The 19,902-nt window shown below is 68.7% G+C and carries 16 protein-coding genes; 11 read left to right on the top strand and 5 right to left on the bottom strand.

Features of this window, described 5'->3' with window-relative positions; all coding sequences use genetic code 11:
* The first annotated feature begins 362 nt into the window (after nucleotides 1-362).
* Genes WS62_RS11960 through WS62_RS11930 form a run of 7 tightly spaced genes read left to right on the top strand, consistent with a single transcriptional unit; the run spans nucleotide 363 to nucleotide 7,579 of the window.
* Complete coding sequence (locus tag WS62_RS11960) at nucleotides 363-1,052, top strand: CDP-alcohol phosphatidyltransferase family protein (protein ID WP_066571023.1); 690 nt, start codon at nucleotides 363-365, stop codon at nucleotides 1,050-1,052.
* The gene (locus WS62_RS11955; protein WP_066571022.1) at nucleotides 1,049-1,831 is read left to right on the top strand and encodes a HalD/BesD family halogenase; all 783 of its coding nucleotides are present in this window, start codon (nucleotides 1,049-1,051) and stop codon (nucleotides 1,829-1,831) included. Before WS62_RS11960 ends, WS62_RS11955 begins: the two co-directional genes overlap by 4 nt.
* A complete protein-coding gene (locus tag WS62_RS11950; RefSeq protein ID WP_066571021.1) occupies nucleotides 1,828-2,829 on the top strand; it encodes an HpnL family protein in 1,002 nt (333 codons plus the stop codon). Before WS62_RS11955 ends, WS62_RS11950 begins: the two co-directional genes overlap by 4 nt.
* A 41-nt stretch (nucleotides 2,830-2,870) precedes the next feature.
* A complete protein-coding gene (locus tag WS62_RS11945; protein WP_066571020.1) occupies nucleotides 2,871-3,635 on the top strand; it encodes a phosphocholine cytidylyltransferase family protein in 765 nt (254 codons plus the stop codon).
* Nucleotides 3,632-5,320, top strand: coding sequence for a phosphoenolpyruvate mutase (aepX, locus tag WS62_RS11940; protein ID WP_066489156.1), 1,689 nt, complete (start codon nucleotides 3,632-3,634; stop codon nucleotides 5,318-5,320). Before WS62_RS11945 ends, aepX begins: the two co-directional genes overlap by 4 nt.
* Nucleotides 5,317-6,498: a phosphonopyruvate decarboxylase gene (gene aepY / locus WS62_RS11935; RefSeq protein WP_066571019.1), complete on the top strand. Its 1,182-nt coding sequence runs from the start codon at nucleotides 5,317-5,319 to the stop codon at nucleotides 6,496-6,498. The genes aepX and aepY overlap by 4 nt, the downstream gene beginning before the upstream one ends.
* A 13-nt stretch (nucleotides 6,499-6,511) precedes the next feature.
* Nucleotides 6,512-7,579 (top strand): 2-aminoethylphosphonate aminotransferase, encoded by a 1,068-nt coding sequence (locus tag WS62_RS11930; protein ID WP_066571018.1) that lies wholly within the window; start codon nucleotides 6,512-6,514, stop codon nucleotides 7,577-7,579.
* Between the two features lie 371 nt (nucleotides 7,580-7,950).
* On the opposite strand, the gene WS62_RS11920 is transcribed toward WS62_RS11930, so the two are convergent.
* Nucleotides 7,951-8,649: a DJ-1/PfpI family protein gene (locus tag WS62_RS11920; RefSeq protein WP_066571016.1), complete on the bottom strand. Its 699-nt coding sequence runs from the start codon at nucleotides 8,647-8,649 to the stop codon at nucleotides 7,951-7,953.
* A gap of 148 nt (nucleotides 8,650-8,797) precedes the next feature.
* On the opposite strand from WS62_RS11920, the gene WS62_RS11915 reads away from it, so the two are divergent.
* The 3 genes from WS62_RS11915 (at nucleotide 8,798) to WS62_RS38625 (ending at nucleotide 11,463) form a co-directional block, all read left to right on the top strand.
* Nucleotides 8,798-9,757 (top strand): GlxA family transcriptional regulator, encoded by a 960-nt coding sequence (locus WS62_RS11915; RefSeq protein WP_066571015.1) that lies wholly within the window; start codon nucleotides 8,798-8,800, stop codon nucleotides 9,755-9,757.
* 510 nt (nucleotides 9,758-10,267) lie between these two features.
* Nucleotides 10,268-11,341, top strand: a complete 1,074-nt coding sequence (locus tag WS62_RS11905; protein ID WP_066571013.1) for an FUSC family protein — start codon at nucleotides 10,268-10,270, stop codon at nucleotides 11,339-11,341.
* Nucleotides 11,329-11,463, top strand: coding sequence for a hypothetical protein (locus WS62_RS38625; protein ID WP_269435276.1), 135 nt, complete (start codon nucleotides 11,329-11,331; stop codon nucleotides 11,461-11,463). The genes WS62_RS11905 and WS62_RS38625 overlap by 13 nt, the downstream gene beginning before the upstream one ends.
* A 97-nt stretch (nucleotides 11,464-11,560) precedes the next feature.
* On the opposite strand, the gene WS62_RS11900 is transcribed toward WS62_RS38625, so the two are convergent.
* Entirely contained in the window at nucleotides 11,561-12,790 is a 1,230-nt protein-coding gene (locus WS62_RS11900) for a multidrug effflux MFS transporter (RefSeq protein WP_066571012.1), read from the bottom strand.
* 10 nt (nucleotides 12,791-12,800) lie between these two features.
* Nucleotides 12,801-14,432 carry an FAD/NAD(P)-binding protein gene (locus tag WS62_RS11895; protein ID WP_231748267.1) on the bottom strand — a complete coding sequence of 544 codons (1,632 nt, stop codon included), beginning with the start codon at nucleotides 14,430-14,432 and terminating at the stop codon, nucleotides 12,801-12,803.
* 25 nt (nucleotides 14,433-14,457) lie between these two features.
* On the opposite strand from WS62_RS11895, the gene pdxR reads away from it, so the two are divergent.
* Nucleotides 14,458-15,942, top strand: coding sequence for a MocR-like pyridoxine biosynthesis transcription factor PdxR (gene pdxR / locus WS62_RS11890; protein ID WP_066571010.1), 1,485 nt, complete (start codon nucleotides 14,458-14,460; stop codon nucleotides 15,940-15,942).
* A 306-nt stretch (nucleotides 15,943-16,248) separates the two neighbouring features.
* Here the strand turns inward: pdxR and WS62_RS11885 are convergent, their stop codons facing one another.
* Both WS62_RS11885 and WS62_RS11880 read right to left on the bottom strand, forming a co-directional pair.
* A complete protein-coding gene (locus WS62_RS11885) occupies nucleotides 16,249-17,277 on the bottom strand; it encodes a transglutaminase family protein (RefSeq protein WP_066489135.1) in 1,029 nt (342 codons plus the stop codon).
* The gene (locus WS62_RS11880; protein ID WP_231748268.1) at nucleotides 17,268-19,874 is read right to left on the bottom strand and encodes a circularly permuted type 2 ATP-grasp protein; all 2,607 of its coding nucleotides are present in this window, start codon (nucleotides 19,872-19,874) and stop codon (nucleotides 17,268-17,270) included. The genes WS62_RS11885 and WS62_RS11880 overlap by 10 nt, the downstream gene beginning before the upstream one ends.
* Nucleotides 19,875-19,902 lie beyond the last annotated feature (28 nt).

Below are 19,902 nucleotides of genomic sequence, written 5' to 3'. Positions count from 1 at the left end.
CTGAATGTCGAACGGTTGTATTAGATCTGGCGACGCGGCGCCGCAGGGGGTGTCTCCGGAGTGGCGCGTGCTTCCGGCGCGGACGGCGATCGCGGGCCGGCAGTGGAAGCACGGCCGGAGTATCGCAGACCGCACCGCGGCATAGTGTCCATCCGATGCAAAAGTAACTTGCCGGATTTGCTGGATATTTGCCCGAAATCAAATCCGGGCGACACGCGCGCCGCGACGCCGCCGACGATCGCGACGACCCGGCGCCCCGCTCCCGGCAAGAGCCAAACCTTACACTGACCTTTCCCGAGCGCGCAACCGAGCACCGCCGTCATGAAAAAGCAATAAATTACAATTCCGTATATATTTCGCCGATGGACCAAGGAAAATCCACCGCCGACCGTGTTGCGAGCCCGCCGCCCCGCACCTGGGATGCCCGGCTCGCGCGCCGGCTCGTCGCGCCGCTCGTCGGCACGCCGGTCACGCCCAACCACCTGACCACGCTGCGTCTTTTGATCGGCCTTGCCGGCGCCTGGTGCCTCGCGCAACCCGGCTTCGGCTGGATCAACGCCGGTGCGTTCCTGATCGTGCTGTCCAATTTCGTCGATCACACCGACGGCGAGCTCGCGCGCATCAGCGGTCAGTCGAGCAAGCTCGGCCACTTCTACGACCTCGCGAGCGACGCGCTCGTCACGGTCGCCCTCTTCGTCAGCATGGGCGCCGGCGTCGTCGCGGCGGGCGGCGAGATGGCCGTGTCGCCCGTGCTGCTCGGCGCCGTCGCGGGCGCGGCCGTCGCGCTGATCTTCTTCCTGCGGATGCGGATCGAATCGTTCGCCGGCAAGGCAGGCACGAAGCAGGCGTTCGCCGGCGGCTTCGAGACCGAGGACGTGCTGTATCTGCTGCCCGTCGTCACGCTGCTCGACGGCGTCGAGCCGTTCCTCCTCGCGGCGGCGATCGGCGCGCCGCTCTTCGCGGCGTGGGTCGTGATCGACTACTGGCGCATCGCGCGCCGCGGCAGCGCGTCCCGCACGCCCAATTCAACCGAAATCCAACCGACCAAATGATCACGGACACCGAAGCTCGCGCGGCGCACGGCACGCTCGACGAAGCCGTCGCCACGCGCATCGGCGCGCTCGACGCCGCGCGCCTGCGCGGCGAGTTCGCGCGCCAGGACGCGTTTCTCTATCTGGACGACTTCCTGCCGAAGGATCTCGCCGGCCGACTCGCCGACTGCGCCCGCGCGCTGCAGCCCAGCATCAACCGCAACTATCTGCCGGGCCACAAGCAAGGCGGCAGCGTAAGCCGCCATACGATCGACGCGAAAGCGCCGTTCATCGCCGAGCTGTACCGCTCGAAGGCGCTCGTCGGCTTCCTCGAGACGCTGACGGGCGACAAGCTGCTGCCGTCGCCCGACGACGATCCGCACGCGTACGCGCTCTATTACTACACGCGCCCGGGCGATCACATCGGCTGGCACTACGACACGTCGTACTACGACGGCCGCCGCTACACGCTGCTCTTCGGCGTGATCGACGATTCGTCGGCCCGGCTCGACTACGAGCTGCACACGCGCAACCCGGACGTGCCCGACGCGCCGGGCTCGGTGCGGATCGCGCACGGCGGCATCGTGTTCTTCGACGGCGACAAGCTGCGCCACCGCGTGACGCCGCTCGGCGAGAACGAGATCCGCGTATCGCTGACGTTCGAGTACGTGACCGACCCCGGCATGCGGCCGTGGAAGCGCTTCGTGTCGAACATGAAAGACGCGATCGCGTACTTCGGCTTCCGTCAGGTATTCAAGCAAACCAGGCAAACGGCCGCGCGCCGCCCGTCGGGCTCATGACGCGCACCGGCATGATCCTGCTGTCGCTCGGGACAGCGGCGTTCGTCGCCCTGCTCGCGTGGCAGGGCTTCGGCGCGGTCGCGGCGACGCTGTTCGCGGCCGGCTGGGGGCTCGCGCTCGTCGCGGCGTTCCATCTGGTGCCGCTCGTCATCGACGCGACCGCGATCGCGGTGATGTTCCGCCGCGGCGAGCGGGGCAGCGAGCTCGGCGACGCGCTGCGCGCGCGCTGGGTCGGCGAATCGGTGAACAGCCTGCTGCCCGCCGGGCAGATCGGCGGGCCCGTGCTGATGGTCCGCTATCTCGCGCAGCGCGGCACGCGCCTCGCGGACGCAGCGGCCGCGATCACGGTCAGCACGACAATGCAGGCGCTCGCGCAGATGGTGTTCGCGCTCGTCGGCATCGCGGCGTTCAGCGCGTACGCGACGCACGAAGCCGCCGCGCATCTGCGCACGCCGGCGCTCGTCGCGACCGCGGTGCTGGGCGGCTGCGCTGCGCTCTTCTATTTCGCGCAGCGCCGCGGCCTGTTTGGGCGCGGCCTGCGCGCCGCATCGAAGCTATTCGGCCCGCGTGACTGGTCGTCGCTCGCGACGCGCGCGGACGCGATCGACGATGCAGTCGGCAGGCTATACCGCCAACGAGCGAAGGTCTGCTCGACGTTCGTGCTGAGCTTCATCGGCTGGGTCGTCGGCACCGCGGAAGTGTGGCTCGCGCTGCGCTTCCTCGGCCACCCGGTGAGCTGGCTCGACGCGTTGCTTCTCGAGAGCGTCGGGCAAGCGATCCGCGGCGCGGCGTTCGCGATCCCGGGCTCGCTCGGCGCGCAGGAAGGCGGCTATCTGCTGCTCGCGCCGCTCGTCGGGCTGCCGCCCGACGCGGCGCTCGCGCTGTCGCTCGCGAAGCGCGCGCGCGAGCTCGCGCTCGGCCTGCCCGGCATCCTGTATCTGCATTTCAGTGAAAGAAACTGGCAGCGGCGGCGCGCGCCGCTGCCGATCGCCGACTGATCCGACGACGCGACGGTCGGCGTCCTTTGCGTGGAGAACTCATGCGAGCCATCATTCTTGCGGCGGGCTTAGGCCTTCGCCTGCAACTGCCCCCTGAGGCGCAATTCCCGAAGTGCCTGCTGCGCTTCGACGACACGTCGCTTCTCGAGCGGCACCTGCGCGTGCTCGACGCGGCCGGCGTCGACGAAATCGTGCTCGCGCTCGGCTTCCAGTCCGAGAAGGTCGAAGCCGAGCTCGCGCGCCTGAACCGACAGGCCGAGATCGTGCTGAACCCGCGCCACGGCCTCGGCAGCGTGCTGACCGTCCACACGGCCGCCGACGCGCTCACGCGCGGCGGCGACGTGCTGCTGATGGACGCCGATGTGCTCTACGACGACAGCATCCTCCACGCGCTCGTCGCGGATCCGTCGCGCGCGGTCGATCGCCTCCTGATCGACCGCGATTTCGAAACGGGCGACGAGCCCGTCAAGCTGTGCGTGAAGGACGGCGTGCCCGTCGAGCTGCGCAAGCAGGTCGCCGCGGGCCTCGAGTACGACACGATCGGCGAATCGGTCGGCTTCTTCCGCTTCAGCGAAGGCACGGCGCGGCGGCTCGCCGAGATCGTCGCGGGCTACGTCGACGGCGGCCGCGCGAACATGCCGCACGAAGAGGCGGTGCGCGACCTGCTGCTCGAAGGCGGCCGCACGTTCGACATCGCGGACGTGACGGGCGCGCCGTGGATCGAAATCGATTTTCCGGGGGACGTCGCGCGGGCGCGCGACGAAGTCTTGCCACAAATCCAACGCACGATAGGGGCCATCCGATGAATGCACGCGAACCGAACTTCACCGAATCGCGCAGCGCGCGGCTGCGACGGATGCTGACGAGCAACGAGCTCGAATTCCTGATGGAGGCGCACAACGGCCTGTCCGCGCGGATCGTCCGCGAGACGGGCTTCAAGGGGATCTGGGCGTCGGGGCTCGCGATCTCCGCGCAATTCGGCGTGCGCGACAACAACGAGGCGAGCTGGACGCAGGTCGTCGACGTGCTCGAATTCATGGCCGACGCGAGCGATCTGCCGATCCTGCTCGACGGCGACACCGGCTACGGCAACTTCAACAACGTCCGCCGTCTCGTGAAAAAGCTCGAGCAGCGCGGCATCGCCGGCGTGTGCATCGAGGACAAGCAGTTCCCGAAGACCAACAGCTTCATCGACGGCGAGCGCCAGCCGCTCGCCGAGGTCGACGAGTTCTGCGGCAAGATCAAGGCCGGCAAGGATTCGCAGAGCGATCCGGATTTCTCGATCGTCGCGCGCGTCGAGGCGCTGATCGCCGGCTGGGGGATGGACGAGGCGCTGCGCCGCGCGAACGCGTATGCCGAGGCGGGCGCGGACGCGATCCTGATCCACAGCAAGCTGTCGCGGCCCGACGAGATCCTGCAGTTCGCGCGCGAATGGAGCGGCCGCGCGCCGCTCGTCATCGTGCCGACCAAGTATTACAGCACGCCCACCGACGTGTTCCGCCAGGCCGGCATCAGCACCGTGATCTGGGCGAACCATCTGATCCGCGCGTCCGCGTCCGCGATGCAGGCGGTCGCCCGCGAAATTCAGGACAGCGAGACGCTCGTCAACGTCGAGGAGCGCGTCGCGAGCGTCAACGAGATCTTCCGCCTGCAGGATGCCGACGAATACTCGGCCGCCGAGCGGATCTACCTGTCGTCGTCGGCGCGCGCGTCGAACGCCGCGCTCGTGCTCGCGGCGAGCCGCGGCGCGGGGCTCGAGGCCGTCACCGAAGACAAGCCGAAGGTGATGCTGCCGGTCGCCGGCAAGCCGCTCTTGCGCTGGCTCGTCGACGGCTTCAAGAAGCAGGGCGTGAACGACATCACGGTCGTCGGCGGCTATCGCGCCGACGCGATCGACACGTCCGGCGTGAAGCTCGTCGTCAACGAGCGGCACGCCGAAACGGGCGAGCTCGCGTCGCTCGCCTGCGCGGCCGAGCGCCTCTCGGGCGACACCGTGATCTCGTACGGCGACCTGCTGTTCCGCAGCTACATCCTGCGCGATCTCGCCGAGAGCGAGGCCGAGTTCAGCGTCGTCGTCGATTCGTCGCAGACGCAGCCGTCGAACCAGAGCGTGCGCGACTTCGCGTTGTGCTCGGCCGCCGACGACCGCGGGCTGTTCGGCCAGAAGGCGCTGCTGCGCCGCGTGTCGAGCGATGCGAGCGAAGGCGAGCCGCACGGCCGCTGGATCGGTCTCCTCAACGTCCGCGGCGCGGGCGTCGCGCGGCTCAAGGCGATGCTCGACGCGCTGAAGGCCCGCGACGATTTCGATTCGCTCGATCTGCCGGCGCTCCTGAACGCGCTCGTCGACGCGGGCGAGAAGATCGAGGTGCAATACGTGCACGGCCACTGGCGCGGCGTCAACGATCTCGACGACTTCCGCCGCGCGGGCGACTTCGCGCACGGCCAGACGCCGTACGCGGAACAGAACACGGTCAACGGAGGCGCTAGATGATCGAAGCCGCCCAGTTCGTCGAGGCGGCGCGCACGCGCGGCTTCGACTGGTACGCCGGCGTCCCGTGCTCGTATCTGACGCCGTTCATCAATTACGTGCTGCAGGACCCGGCGCTCCATTACGTGTCGGCGGCGAACGAAGGCGATGCGGTCGCGCTCGTCGCGGGCGCGACGCTCGGCGGCCGGCGCGGGATCGCGATGATGCAGAACTCGGGGCTCGGCAACGCGGTGAGCCCGCTCACGTCGCTCACGTGGACGTTCCGGCTGCCGCAGCTCCTGATCGTCACGTGGCGCGGCCAGCCGGGCGTGCCCGACGAGCCACAGCACGCGCTGATGGGCCCGGTCACGCCGGCGATGCTCGATACGATGGAAATCCCGTGGGAGACGTTCCCGACCGACGCGGACGCAATCGGCCCGGCGCTCGACCGCGCGATCGCGCACATGGACGCGACGGGCCGCCCGTACGCGTTCGTGATGCAGAAAGGCAGCGTCGCGCCGTACGAGCTGAAGCACGCGGCGATGCCCGAGCGCCGCGCGCACGTCGCCGCGCGTTCGACGCAGTACGTCGCCGCGCCCGCCGGCTGGCCGACGCGTCGCGACGCGCTCGCGCGGATCGTCGAGCGCACGCCGGCCGATTCGACAGTCGTGCTCGCATCGACGGGCTTCTGCGGCCGCGAGCTGTACGCGCTCGACGACCGCCCGAACCAGCTTTACATGGTCGGCTCGATGGGCTGCGTGACGCCGCTAGCGCTCGGCCTCGCGCTCGCGCGGCCGGATCTGTCGGTCGTCGCGGTTGATGGCGACGGCGCCGCGCTGATGCGGATGGGCGCGTTCGCGACGCTCGGCGCGTACGGGCCGTCGAACCTCATGCATCTGCTGCTCGACAACGGCGCGCACGAATCGACGGGCGGCCAGGCGACCGTGTCGCAATACGTGTCGTTCGCGGGCGTCGCGGCCGCATGCGGCTACGCATCGGCGGTCGAAGGCGACGACCTCGGCGTGCTCGACGCGGCGTTCGACGCCGCGCGCGCGGGCGAGCAGGCGGCGCGGCGAGACGGCGCGCACTTCGCGCGGCTCGCGATCCGCACCGGCGTGCCCGACGGCCTGCCTCGCCCGAGCGTGACGCCCGTCGACGTGAAAACGCGCCTGATGCGCCACATCGGCGCGGCGCGAGCCTGACAAGGAGTAGAAGATGCTGTTGCTGAACCCCGGTCCCGTGACGCTGACGGAGCGCGTGCGCCGCAGCCTCCTCCAGCCGGACCTGTGCCACCGCGAAAGCGAGTTCTTCGATCTGCAGGACGAGGCGCGCGCGCGGCTCGTCGCCGCCTACGCGCTCGATCCGGACGAATGGAGCGCGGTGCTGATGACGGGCTCCGGCACGGCCGCCGTCGAGAGCATGATCGCCGCGCTCGTCCCCGAAAACGGCAAGCTGCTCGTGATCGAGAACGGCGTGTACGGCGAGCGGATCACGCAGATCGCGACGCAATACCGGATCGCGCACGACGTGCTGAAGCACGACTGGATGCAGGCGCCCGATCTCGCCCGCGTCGCCGGGAAGCTCGACGCCGATCGCGCGATCACGCACGTCGCCGTGATCCATCACGAGACGACGACGGGGCGCCTGAACGACCTCGACGCGCTCGCCGCCGTGTGCCGCGCGCGCGGCGTGCGGATGCTCGTCGACGGCGTGAGCAGCTTCGGCGCGGAGGCGATCGATTTCGCGGGCGGCGGCATCGACGCCGTCGCCGCGACCGCGAACAAGTGCCTGCACGGCGTGCCGGGCGCGGCGTTCGTGATCGTGCGCCGCCGCGCGCTCGCATCGGCCGCGAGCCGCACGTACTACCTCGATCTCGGGCGGCTCGCGAAGCTGCAGGACGTGCGCAACACGCCGTTCACGCCGTCGGTGCACGCGTACTACGCACTCGTCGAAGCGCTGCGCGAGTTCGACGAAGCAGGCGGCTGGCGCGCGCGCCACGCGCGCTACGCGGCGCTCGCCGGGCAGGCGCGCGCCGGACTCGCCGCGCGCGGGATGCCGCTCGTGCTGCCGGACGGCGAATCGTCGGTCGTGCTGCGCGCTTACCGGCTCCCCGCCGGCGTCGCGTACGAACAGTTGCACGACGGGCTCAAGGCGTGCGGCTTCGTGATCTACGCGGGCCAGGGCGGGCTGTCGAACGAATTGTTCCGCGTGTCGACGATGGGCGCGATCGAGCCGGCGGACATCGACCGCCTGCTCGACGGCTTCTCGGCGCTCACGCGCTGACGTCCTTGTGACGCGAGCGGCGGCGCGCACGAGCGCGGCGCCGTTTCTTTATCGCCCACCCGCGCGCTTCCTTCGTCATCCCGACGCGCGGCGGTCCATCTCGGACCCGCGTGCGCATCGTCGTCCGTCGATTCGACGGGGCGCACGACGCCCCTCCCCGTTCATCGCACCGAGCGCGGGGCGCGCGCTCATCGTCGATCGATACGGATGCGACGGTGCCGCGGCGCGCTCCCGTCTTTCACCGCGCCTGCCGGGCGGCCGTCCGCTCGAATCATGCGCGCGCGTCATCGCCGATCGATACGGATTCGACGCATTCGGCGGAACCGGCCGCGTTCCCGCCGAATCGAGCCGCGTCGCACGTTCGCCCGCGCTCAGCGCCCGCGCCCGTACATCGCCCGCGCGGCGTCCTTGCACGGATCGAAGAACCACGCATGGGCGGCCAGCACCTCGTTCGCCAGCGCCGGACCGGCCAGCTCCACCGTGCCGACGTTGAACGGCGGGCGCGGATGATATTCGATCGTCAGCTCGACGTGCTTCGCCTGCTCGACGCCGCGCAACTCGGCCAGCACGAGCAGCGCCGCCTCGAAGCCGCCCGTGGCCGGGCCGGCCGTATACAGATTGCCGTCGATCACCACGTCGCCGCCGCCGACAGGCTGCGCGCCGAGGTCGGCGAGCGCATCGAGCACGTGGAAATTGGTCGTCGCCCGGCGGCCGTCCAGCAGGCCCGCCGCGCCGAGCAGCAGCACGCCGCCGCAGATGCCGATCACGTAGCGCGCGCGGCTCGCGTGCCGGCGCACGAACGCCACCACTTCTTCGTCGGCGATCACGTCGGCCGGCACCGCGCCGACGACCAGCGCGTCGAGATCGTCAGGACAGTCGGCAAAGGTCGTCGTCGCCGCGATCGGGAACGGCGGCAGCGCGGAGATCGCATCGCGCGTCTTCCACAGCATGTGCAGCTCGGTCTGCGGCGCGAAGCCGAACACGGCGTGCGCGCCGAAGAGATCCATCACGGCGACGCCGGGCGCGAGGAGAAAACCGATTGTCAGAGGTCGTTGTGCAGTCGGGGACACGGGTCGTCCTTTTTCGAAAAGAGATGATGAGACGCAGGATGCGCGGGACGAAACGCAACGCCCCGCACGACAACCAGCTTAGCGCGCGGTCGATTGGCGGTTGTGCCAAACTGGTTGCAGTTTCCGCCAACGCTTCCCCGATGCGCGCATGATCGTCTATATCCTCGTCTTTCCGGACGTGAATCTCCTGGATCTGTCGGGTCCGCTGCAGGTGCTGTCGAGCGCCAGCGAACTCGCGCGCGAAACCGGCGCGGCCGGGCCGTACGACATCCGCGTCGTCGCGCGCGGCCGGCGCAGCGTGCCGACGTCGACAGGCGTGTCGCTGTCGACACAGCCGCTTCCGCCCACCGACGCGCCGGCGGACACGGTGATCGTCGCGGGCGGCATCGGCGTCGACGCGGCGGCGCGCGACGCCGACACGCTCGCATGGCTCGGCGCGCACGCGCGGCAGGCGAGACGCGTCGTATCGATCTGCAGCGGCGCTTTCCTGCTTGCCGCGTGCGGACTGCTCGACGGCCGCCGCGCGGTCACGCACTGGCAGTGCTGCGACGAACTCGCGCGGCGCTCTCCGCAGGTGCGCGTCGAGCGCGCACCGATCTTCGTGCAGGACGGGCCGATCTGGACGTCGGCGGGCGTCACGGCCGGCATCGACCTGTGCCTGCGCCTCGTGACGAACGACTGCGGCCATACGCTCGCGCTCGCGGTCGCGCGCCATCTCGTCGCGTTCCTCGTGCGGCCCGGCAGCCAGGCGCAGTTCAGCACGTCGATCGAGCTGCAGAGCGCATCCGGGCAGTTCGCCGATCTCCACGCGTGGATCCGGCGCCACCTGACCGCGGACCTGTCGGTGCCGACGCTCGCGGCGCGCGTAAACATGAGCGAGCGCAGCTTCGTGCGCCACTACCGGAACACGTTCGGCACGACGCCTGCGAAAGCAGTCGAGCGCATCCGCGTCGAGACCGCGCGGAACCTGCTCGGCGAAACCGCGCTGCCCGTCAAGCAGATCGCGCTGCGCTGCGGGTTCGGCAGCGTCGCGACGCTGCGTCGCAGCTTCGTGCGTGCGTTCGATACGTCGCTGCACGCCTATCGCGACCGGTTTCGCGGCGCGTAGCGCGCGACGCGCGAGAACGAGCCCGCCTCCACGACACCGACAAAGGACGCCATCGCCGCCAGACGGTCCATCGATTGCGCCTTCGGCCAGCGGCCTCGGCCCGGCAGCGCGACCGAGACGGCCGCGTTGCGCGACCTGGCGCATCGACGCGACGTCATCGCTCGAAGGGTTTCACTGCATCGCACCGCCACACGCCGCGCGACGCAATCGCCCGATAACGACGAAGCAAGCACGCCGAGCCGGACCGAACCGAACCGCCGCGACCGAAAGCACATCGATCGGACATCGAATCGATATTCCGCCGCCATGTCGGCCAGCGCATCCGTCGGCAACCGTTTTCAACGAACCGCGCGTCGCACGACCCGCCACGCCCGCATCACGCAGACGAATCGCCGCGTTGCGTTTTCGCCGAGATGGACAGCGCATCATGCTTAGGTTAGCGTAACGATCGACCCCGCCTCATCGCGTGTCGCGCATGGCGGTCAGCCTTCTCGCCCACTCCGCAGTTTCATGACGTCGACCTTACAAACCCGCCTGCCCGGTTTCGCCCGCAACGCACTGCGCCCGGTGCTCGATCCTTACCGCCGCTACCGCCACGCGAAACTGATCCACGCGGCGCGCGTCGCGCTGAGCGTGCTGGCCTCGATCGCACTGACGACCGGCCTGCACGTTCCGCACGGCGAATGGGCGACGATCACGGTGCTGATCGTGATCGGCGGCCTCCAGCACCACGGCAACATCCGCAAGAAGGCCGCCGAACGCGCGCTCGGCACGCTGATCGGCGCGATCGCCGGCCTGCTGCTGATCCTGCTTCAGACCACGGTGCATTTATCGCCGCTGACGTTTCTCGTCATGAGCGTCGCGTGCAGCGTCTGCGCATATCACGCGATCGGCAAGGCCGGCTACATCGCGCTGCTGTCCGCGATCACGATGGTGATCGTCGCCGGCCACGGCGACAACGAGATCGCCGATGGCCTCTGGCGCGCGGTGAACGTGCTGAACGGCATCGTGATCGCGCTGGCATTCTCGTTCGCGCTGCCGCTATACGCGACCTACTCGTGGCGCTACAAGCTGGCCGACGCGCTGCGCGGCTGCGCGGCCGTCCATGCGCGAATCGCGGGCGAGCGCTACGTGAGCGACAACGAGCATCTGAAGGACATGGCGAAGCTCAATACGCTCCTCGTCCAGCTTCGCTCGCTGATGCCGTCGGTATCGAAGGAGATTTCCGTGTCGATGCCGCAGCTCGAGGCGATCCAGCGCGGTCTGCGGCTATGCATCAGCTCGCTCGAGATCCTGTCGACCCTGCAGCCCGGCGCCGACGACGAAGCCGGCAGACGATTCGTCCAGGTCCAGATGAAGGCGAGCAACCGGCGGATTCAGGAGATGCTCGTCGGCGCCGGCCGCGCGCTCAAGTTCGGCACGCTGAGCCGGCTCGGGCCGCTGGCCGGGTCCGCCGCGCCGTTCGGCGAAAACGTGCCGCCCGCGCAGTTGTCCGGGTACGTATCGCTGACGGCGAAGCTGTCGCACGAAATCGAGCAGTTGCGGCAGCGCCTGCACGATACCTCGGCGCAATGGAACATCTGAACGCGTCGCCGTTCCGACGCGGCTTCGGCTTCGGCTTCGGCTTCGGCTTCGGCTTCGGCTTCGGCTTCGGCATCGGCTTCGGCCGCTGCGCCGCGCCGGCTGGCGCACGCCGTTGCCGATAGGCGAGCAGCATCGCGAAGCTGAGCAGAAGTCCGGCTCGTCGGGTTCGAAGCACCGCCGCCGACTTCGAACCTGCGATGCGATCGAACGTCTGCCTCGTCAGCCTCGCGACAGCAGGCCTTTCAGCGACCAGCGGATTTCCCGCTGCCGGAAGAACGCGACGACGACCAGGAACGCCGCGCTCGAAGCGGCGGTCATCACGACCATGGGTCGCGCGGAGCCGTCCGACAGCGCGCTCAATATCCCGCCGCAGCCCGCGGTGATCGCCATCTGAATGAAGAAGAAGAGCCCGGAAGCGGTGCCGGCGATCTTCGCGAACGGCTGCAGCACGGCAAACTGGCAGGCCGGGATCGAGACGCCGACGGACACCATGACGACGAACATCGGCACGACGATCGGCCAGGCGGATGGCGACGCGACGGACGTCCAGATCCACAGTGCAGCCGCGCCGAGCAGATTGACGAGCGCGGCCGACAAAATGATCGCGTCGATCCCGAATCGGCTGCTGGTTCGGCGAAAGATGCTCGATCCGATCAGATAGCCGAGCACCGTGATGCCGAATATCGCCGCATAGACCGTGCCGGATACATGAAGCGTCCGCTGGAACAGCATCGACGATTCGGCGATGAACGGAAAATATGTGCAATACACGAAGCCGATCGCAAGCGAATAGCGAACGAACCGGCGGTCGCCGAGCAGCAACAGGTAGGTCTTCAGCAGGCCCGCGTGGCGCTCGTTCCCTGCATCGCGCACGCGCGTCTCGGGCAAGTAGCGATGCACCATCAGCGCAGCCGCCGTTCCGGCCAGCCCCAGCAGCGCAAAGACGCCGCGCCAGCCGCACCATTGCGCGACGACGCTGCCGGCGAGCGGCGCAACGACGGGCGACAACGCCATGCCGGCCGATATCCGGCTGAGCATCGTCGCCTGCATTGTCGTATCGAAACGCTCGCGCACGATGACGCGGCCGATCACGGTGCCGCTGCAGCCGCCCAACGCCTGAAAGATTCGCGCGACGACGATGGCCGGGATGCTCGTCGCCGTCGCGCACGCGGCGCTCGCGCACAGATACACGAGCATGCCGCCCAGCAGCACCGGCCTGCGCCCGTACCGGTCGGAAAGCGGACCGGATATCAGCATCGACAGCGCATAGCCGACCATGTACATCGTCAACGTCGATTGAATTTGCGCGTCGGTGCCGTGAAGCGCGTCCGCCATCGCGGGCAGCGACGGCAGATACGCATCGATCGTCGCGCGCGGCAGGCAGACGACAAGCATCAACAGCAACAGCCAGCCCCAGTCGGGCAATGTCTTCTTGTCGGTGGTTTTCATCTGGGTCGGTCTATGCGGCCACCTTGCCTAGCGGCCGCAGCGTGACGTTCTCGGACAGCGCCGAAACGATGTCGCCGGCGATCTTGCACGCCCGCTTCGCGACCATTTCGAGCGAACTCACGTAAAAATAGGTGCCGCACGTGATATGGCCCAACGCGCGCAACTGCCAGTCCGGCTCGCCGCTGCGGTCGAGGATCGCGCCGGTATCGAAGTCGACCTGGATGCCGCCGCGCCAGTCAGGCACGGCCAGTCCGTCCCGCAGCATCTGCCAGCCAAGCGGCGAGATGGCCGGACTGTCAATGTCCTTGGCCGAACCGGTTGCGTTCACGACGTAGTCGTAGTCGTATGCGTCGCTCGATCCCTTGCCGATTCCGGTCAGACGGATCGACGCCCGCGCGGTGCGGTCAAACACGACGGGCGTCTTGACGAAAGCGAGACGCTTGTCGTCGAGCATCCGCGCAAGCACCTTGGCGTTATCGAGCGGCATTGGCGCGCGGCGGGCCAGCCATTGGCGAGCAAAGCGCCTGAGGAAGAGCGCCTGGCCATCCGGATCCAGTGCGTTCCAGGCTTGCTCGACGACGCCGTTGGTCGCGACGAGAATCGTCTGCCACGCGCGTTCGCGGTCGGCATATTCGATTTCGTCGTGCAGCAGCGCAACGGCATCGTCGTGCCGGGCAAAAAGATGACGCCAGTCCTCTCCGATTGCGTTGAATTCGGCCCTGAGCAGCCGCGTCAACGCGCGCAGGCCGATCTTGCGCGCGCCGCCCGAAGTCAGCGCCCGGATGCTCGCTTCGGTCAGGAAACGAAGCGGCCGTGGCATGACTTGCTTGCCCTTCACGTAAGGCAGCGTGCCGGTCGGCGACACCATATGGATCTCGACGTCCGGCCAAAACTTGTGGAGGCTCACGGCCACGTCGACGGCGGTCAGGCTGGCGCCGATGATGCAGATTCGCCTTGCCGCCGCAAGCGACAGCAGCTGTTGCGAAAGCGGATAAGGCGTCGAGATGTAACACGGATGTCCGTCGAGCCCATAGAGGTCTTTCTGCCCGGTGTTGCCGATCGCGACGATCACACTGTCTGCCTCGTAAATGCGCTCGCCGGCATCCAGCCGATAGCGCACGCTCCGCTCGATCGACCGGATTGCGTGATGCCTGACGTCGATCGCGAGGCCCTTGCGATGCGCGATCGATCGGGTCTCCTGAAAGAAATCGCAGAGATAGCGCCCGAACAGCGGGCGCGACACATAGGTGGCGGACAGATCCTGCTTCGCCAACGCGTTCAGATCGTCTTCATGGTGGCTCTTCCACCGCACCCAGGACGCGAACGTCGAAAAATCGCTCGCCGACACCGACATGGTCTCGACGGCGCGGTTAAGCAGCAGCGCCCCCACATCCTCCCCGTACGCGAGGCCGGGGCCGACCGACGGCCTCGGCTCGAACACCTCGATTCGAATGCGCGCCGCGACGGACGGCGTCACGAGACGGGTGAAGTGGTGAAGAAAAGCGACGCTGGCCGCGCCGCCCCCGATGACAGCGATCGTGAATTTCTCGTTGGTATTCGCTGTATCCAATTGGCCCTCGGAATGTTTGTCATAACTGCAGGCCGAAATGTAAAAGCCACGTGGTATAAGCTGAAGAACCACTTAATAAAATGTGAAATAGACCACTATGACGCGAGGAAAAACCGCGATCCCGCTCGACTTGCCGCGCCCGCCCGGCCTGTCCGATCGCTCCGCGCAGTCGAAGCAGGACTGCATCAGCGATGCGATCCGCGACGCCATCTTGGGCAAGCTGCTGCCCGGCGACAGCGTCCTGCCGTCCACGCGCACGCTCGCCGCGCGATGGGGCGTCGCGCGCGGCACGGTCGAGGCGGCGTTCGACCGCCTCTGCTCCGAAGGTTATATCGCGCGCTCGCACGGCTCGGGCACGCGAGTGAGCGCCGTCGTCCCCGACAGCTACCTGTCGTCGACAGGACGACCGCAAAAGCTTGCGTCCCGTCCACGCAAGGCGCCGGCCGAGAAAGCCCCACGCAAGCGCGTGGCCGAACCGGATGGTCCGGTCCGGGCAGGCGTCCCGTTCGTCGCGCGCCTGGCCGATCCGGATCTGCTGCCGATGCGAAACTGGAAGAAGCACGTCGGCAAAGGCCTGTCCGATGCGACGCCGGCCGAGCTCTGCGCGATGTCGCCGCAAGGCGCCGAGTCGCTGCGCGAGCAGATCGCCGAGTATCTGCGCAAATATCGCGGCATCCCGTGCGGCGCGGCCGACATCTTCATCACGACCGGCATCCGGCATTCGATCGATCTGATTGCCCGGACGATCCTCGGCAAGGACAGCCAAGTCCTGATGGAGGATCCCGGCTATCAAACGGCGCAGAAAATCTTCGAGCTGGCGGGCGCCCATTCGGTCTGCATTCCGGTCGATCGGGAAGGCATCGACACGCGCGCGTTGACGGATCATCGCAACGCCGTCGCCGCCTACGTGACCCCCGCGCATCAGTCCCCGCTCGGCGTGACGATGTCGGTCTCGCGGCGCCTCGATCTTCTCGATTGGGCGCACACCCGGCAGGCCTGGGTGATCGAAGACGACTACGACGGGGAATTCAGCTATCAGTCGGCGCCGCTGCCCGCGCTGAAATCGCTCGACGTGCACGACCGGGTCATCTACTGCGGCTCGTTCAACAAGACGCTTTTTTCGGGAATCCGCGTCGGGTTCATGGTCGTGCCGGCGTGGTTGCAATCGTCGATGTCGGCGCTCTGGCGCGTCATCGGACGCTCGGTCGGCACGACCGAGCAACTCGCGCTGGCGAGCTTCGTGGGCAGCGGCGATTTCGCGAAGCATCTGCGGACGAGCCGCCACGCCTACCTGCAGCGCCGCGACGCGGTACTCGATCAGCTTCGTCGGCACGCCGACGGCCGCTACGCGATTTCCGGCGAGCACGCCGGATTTCATTTCGTGCTATGGCTCGGGCAGGGCATCGACGAAGGCGCCTTCGTCGCGCATGCCACGAAGGCCGGCCTGGCGCTCCAGCCGTTGCGGGCGTTCTGCAAGCGCGCGGCGCTGCCCGCCGGCGTGGTCGTCGGCTATTCGGCGCTGAGCGTCGCGCAGGCGCGCTACGCGGGCAAGAAACTCGGGAAGCTGCTCGCAAGCATGTGACGCAAGGATGCGGCCTGATCCGATCGATCCGACGATGCTCGATTCTCGACGATCGTTCTATGGCGAGCATCGAACGGCGATCGGTGTCGGCAGCCGCTCGACGCGTGATATCCCAACCGATCCGGCCGCCCGCCAGCGACAAGGAATCCGAACGAAACGCCCCGTCTCCCCGCACACGCGCCGGGTGAAGCGCCTATCCGTTGTGCCACTTACCGAGTTCGCCCGCCGGAAAATCGACGAATGCGCGAATCCGCGTGGGCGTCTGACGGCGCCGCGCATAGACGGCGATGATGTCCGCGTTCGGCGTCAAGACGCCGGGCCAAGCGGCTCGACCGTCACCCCGACCGTCAGCACCTGATCCGCGCCGCCGCCTCGGATGACCCCGCGCAGCGGCGTCACGTCCGCGTAATCGCGGCCGATCGACAGCATCACGTAATCGTCGCCGGGCGCGCGATCGTTGGTCGGATCGAGCTGCAACCAGCCGCCGTCCTCGGGCCAGGCCGGATCGTAGACCTCGACCCACGCATGCGACGCGTCCGCACCAATCAGTCGCGGCTGCCCGGGCGGCGGCTGCGTCAGCAGGTAGCCGCTCACGTAGCGCGCGGCGAGCCCGAGCGAGCGCAGCGCGCCGATCATCACGTGCGCGAAGTCCTGGCACACGCCGCTGCGCAGCGCGAGCGCGTCGAGCGCGGTCGTGCCGACGTCGGTGCTGTTCGGCGTATACGCGAAATCCGCGTGGATGCGACGCATCAGCTCCCATGCGGCCTGCACGAGCGGGCGGCCCGGCGCGAAGCTCGCCGCCGCATACGCGGCGAGATCCGGATGGCACGCGACGTGCGGCGACGCGAACACGAATTCGCTCGCCGGATCGAACGGCCGTCCCGCGCGAAACGTCAGACGCTCGCGCACCGCTTCCCACGTGCTCGCGCAGCCGTCGCGCGGCGCGGCGATCGCGGGCGGCGGCTCGCCCCGCTTGCCGGCCGACAGCGCGGGCGGTGTGATCCGCACGACGCTGCGGCTGCGCACGAAGAGCGCCTCGTGCGGCTGGTTGAGCGCGAACGACGTGCGCTGGTTGCCGAACGAATCGGTATCGACGACGAGCCCTTCGGCGCGCGGATCGATCTCGAGCGAGAACTCGAGCACGCGCTGCCGCGGCGTCTCGAGCGGCCGCAAGCGTGCCTGATGCTGCGCGGACTCGACGCGCGCCGCGTAGCAATAGCGCGTGTCGTGCGTGACGCGCAGCAGCCCGCCGCCCGCCTGCTCCGTGCGTGCGGCCGCCTTGCGCGTGCGGGTGCGCGTCTTCGCGTTCGCCCGCGATTGCGTCGTCATCCCCATAGCGACCTGCCCGCCTCGCGCACGTGGCTGAAGTAACGCTCGCCGATCCGGTTCGACATGTCCCACGTCGCCTTGCTGCACGCCTGCAGGTGCGCGAGCAGCGCCGCGTGGCGGCCATCGCCGTCGGTCTCGCAGAGCACATGCAGCGACCAGCCTGCAATATCCGGCATCCCGTCGGCGAGTTCCGACAACGCGTAGCCTTCGCTGCGCTCGACCTTCGACAATCGACCGCGCAGCGCCTGCGCGACCCATGCAAGCGAGCGCGGATTGTCGGTGTCGAGCACGACGAGCGACAGCAGCGGCGCCACGTCGAAGCAGCGCTGGAAGCGCGAGCGGAACGTAATGGCGCTGTCGAACAGCTCGAGCACGAGTTCGAAGCCTTCCTGCTTGTGAATCGCGCCGCCCTCGAACGCGCGGCTCAGCACACCGCACAGGAATTCGAGGCGGTCGATCTGGCGGCCGATCGACAGCAGGCGCCAGCCGTCGTCGCGCGTCATGTGGTCGGTCTGCGCGCCCGTGATCGCCGACAGCAGCAGATTCAGGCGCTCGAGCCGCTGCAGCGCGTCGTTGCCGAGTTGCTCCTCCGGCTCCGCGTCGTCGCCGCCTTCGTCGAACAGTTGCGTGGCGTCGTCGATCAGCCGCCATTGCTCGCGCGACAGCCGCTCGCGAATCGCCGCCGCCGCGCCGCGCATGCCGAACAGGCACGACGCGATCCCCGTCGAGCGATCCGCCCGATGCGTGAGCGCGAGCGTCAACGCTTGCTGGAACGCGTGCGGCGTCTCGATGGCCGACGGCGCGTCGGCGGGCAGCAAGCCGTTGTCGCGACACAGTGCGTCGAGCAAATGCAGATGAACGGGCGTCTCGACATCCTCCTCGCCGCGCAGTCGTTCGAGCGCGCTGCGCGCGAGCCGCGTCAGGTTCGTCGCGCGCTCGGTGTAGCGGCCGAGCCAGAACAGATTCTCGGCCGCGCGGCTCGCGATCGCCCGCGACCGCTCCTGCAGATCGTCCGGGCCGAGGTGCGTCTGCAGCAGCGTCGTCGGATCGACCGCGCCTTCCGTCATCACCCACGTGTCGACGCTGCTGCCGCCGCGCGGCATCGGTGCGTTGAACAGCTCGTCGCGCGTGCCGACACGCGCGAGCCCGCCGGGCAATACGCGCCACGAGCCCGCGCCGTCCGCGAGCGCGAACACGCGCAGCAGCAGCGGCTGCGGCACGATCCGGGCGCCGCCGTCTCCGGCGCGCGCGCCGCCCGCCCACGTCGGCGCCTGCGACAACGGCAAGTCCGCCTGAATCGTGTAGTGCGCGGGCTGCGCGGCGATCCGCGCACGCCATTCGGCGAGCTGCTGCGGCGCGAGCCGCGCGCCGATCACCGGCTCGAAGGCGCCGCCCGCCTGCACGCTCGCCGGGAACGTCGGCTTCACGATGCTGCGCGCGAGGAGCGGCAGCGCTTCGTCGTACGCCGCTTGCTCGCCGCACCACCACGACGGCACCGCGGGAAGCGACAGGGTCTCGCCGAGCAGGCTCTCCGCCAGGCAAGGCAGGAAACCGAGGATGCCGGGCGATTCGAGAAAACCGGAGCCCGGCAGGTTTGCGAGCAGCACATTGCCCGCGCGCACAGCCTGCATCAGCCCCGGCACCCCGAGCAGCGAATCCGGGCGCAGCTCGAGCGGATCGAGCCATTCGTCGTCGACGCGTCGCAGGATGCCGTGCACGGGCTCGAGCCCGCGCAGCGTCTTCAGATAGACGTGTTGATCGCGCGCCGTCAGGTCGCCGCCCTCGACGAGCGTGAGGCCCAGATAGCGCGCGAGATACGCATGCTCGAAATAGGTCGCCGCGTGCGGGCCGGGCGTCAGCAGCACGATTCGCGAGTTCTTGCGCGCGGGACTCAGCGCCTGCATGCTCTGCAACAACGCGCGATAGCTCGCGGCGAGCCGCTGCACGTGCAGGCCGCGGAACGCGCGCGGAAAGAGCCGCGACACGATCAGCCGATTCTCCAGAAGATAGCCGAGCCCGGACGGGCCCTGCGTATGCTGCGCCATCATCCGCCACGCGCCGTCCGGTCCGCGCGCGAGATCGAACGCGACGACGTGCAGCCACGTGCCGCCCGGCGCGCGCGCGCCGCACATCGGCCGCAGATAGCCGGGATGCCCGGTCACGAGCGCGGGCGGCAAGAGCCCGCGGCGCAGGATCGTTTGTTTTCCGTAGAGATCGGCGAGGATCGCGTTGAGGAGTTGCACGCGCTGCAGCACGCCGCACTCGATCGTCGCCCAGTCGTCGGGGGCGACGATCAGCGGCAGCAGGTCGAGCGACCACGGACGCACCGCGCCGCCGCCCGCGGCGCGCTCGTGCGGGTGATAGGCAAGCCCGTTCTCACGCATGCGGCGCCGCAGCGCGTCGGCGCGTCGGTCGAGATCGGCGAAACCGACACTGCCGAGCTGCGTGAAGAACGCGCGCCACGCGGGCGCGAGCGACGCGGTGGAAAACGTGGCCGCGCCGCCGCGCAGTTCGTCGTAGCGGCCCGTGACCGCAGGCGCGGCGAGCGCCGCGCCGAGTTCGGCCGCGGCTTGCTGCGACCCCGTGTCGAATAGCGTCTGCATCGCGTCGGCGGCCAGATCGTCGTCGGAA

Source organism: Burkholderia sp. ABCPW 14 (assembly GCF_001523835.1).
Taxonomy (GTDB): Bacteria; Pseudomonadota; Gammaproteobacteria; order Burkholderiales; family Burkholderiaceae; genus Burkholderia; species Burkholderia mayonis.
This window is presented reverse-complemented; position numbering and strand designations above follow the sequence as displayed.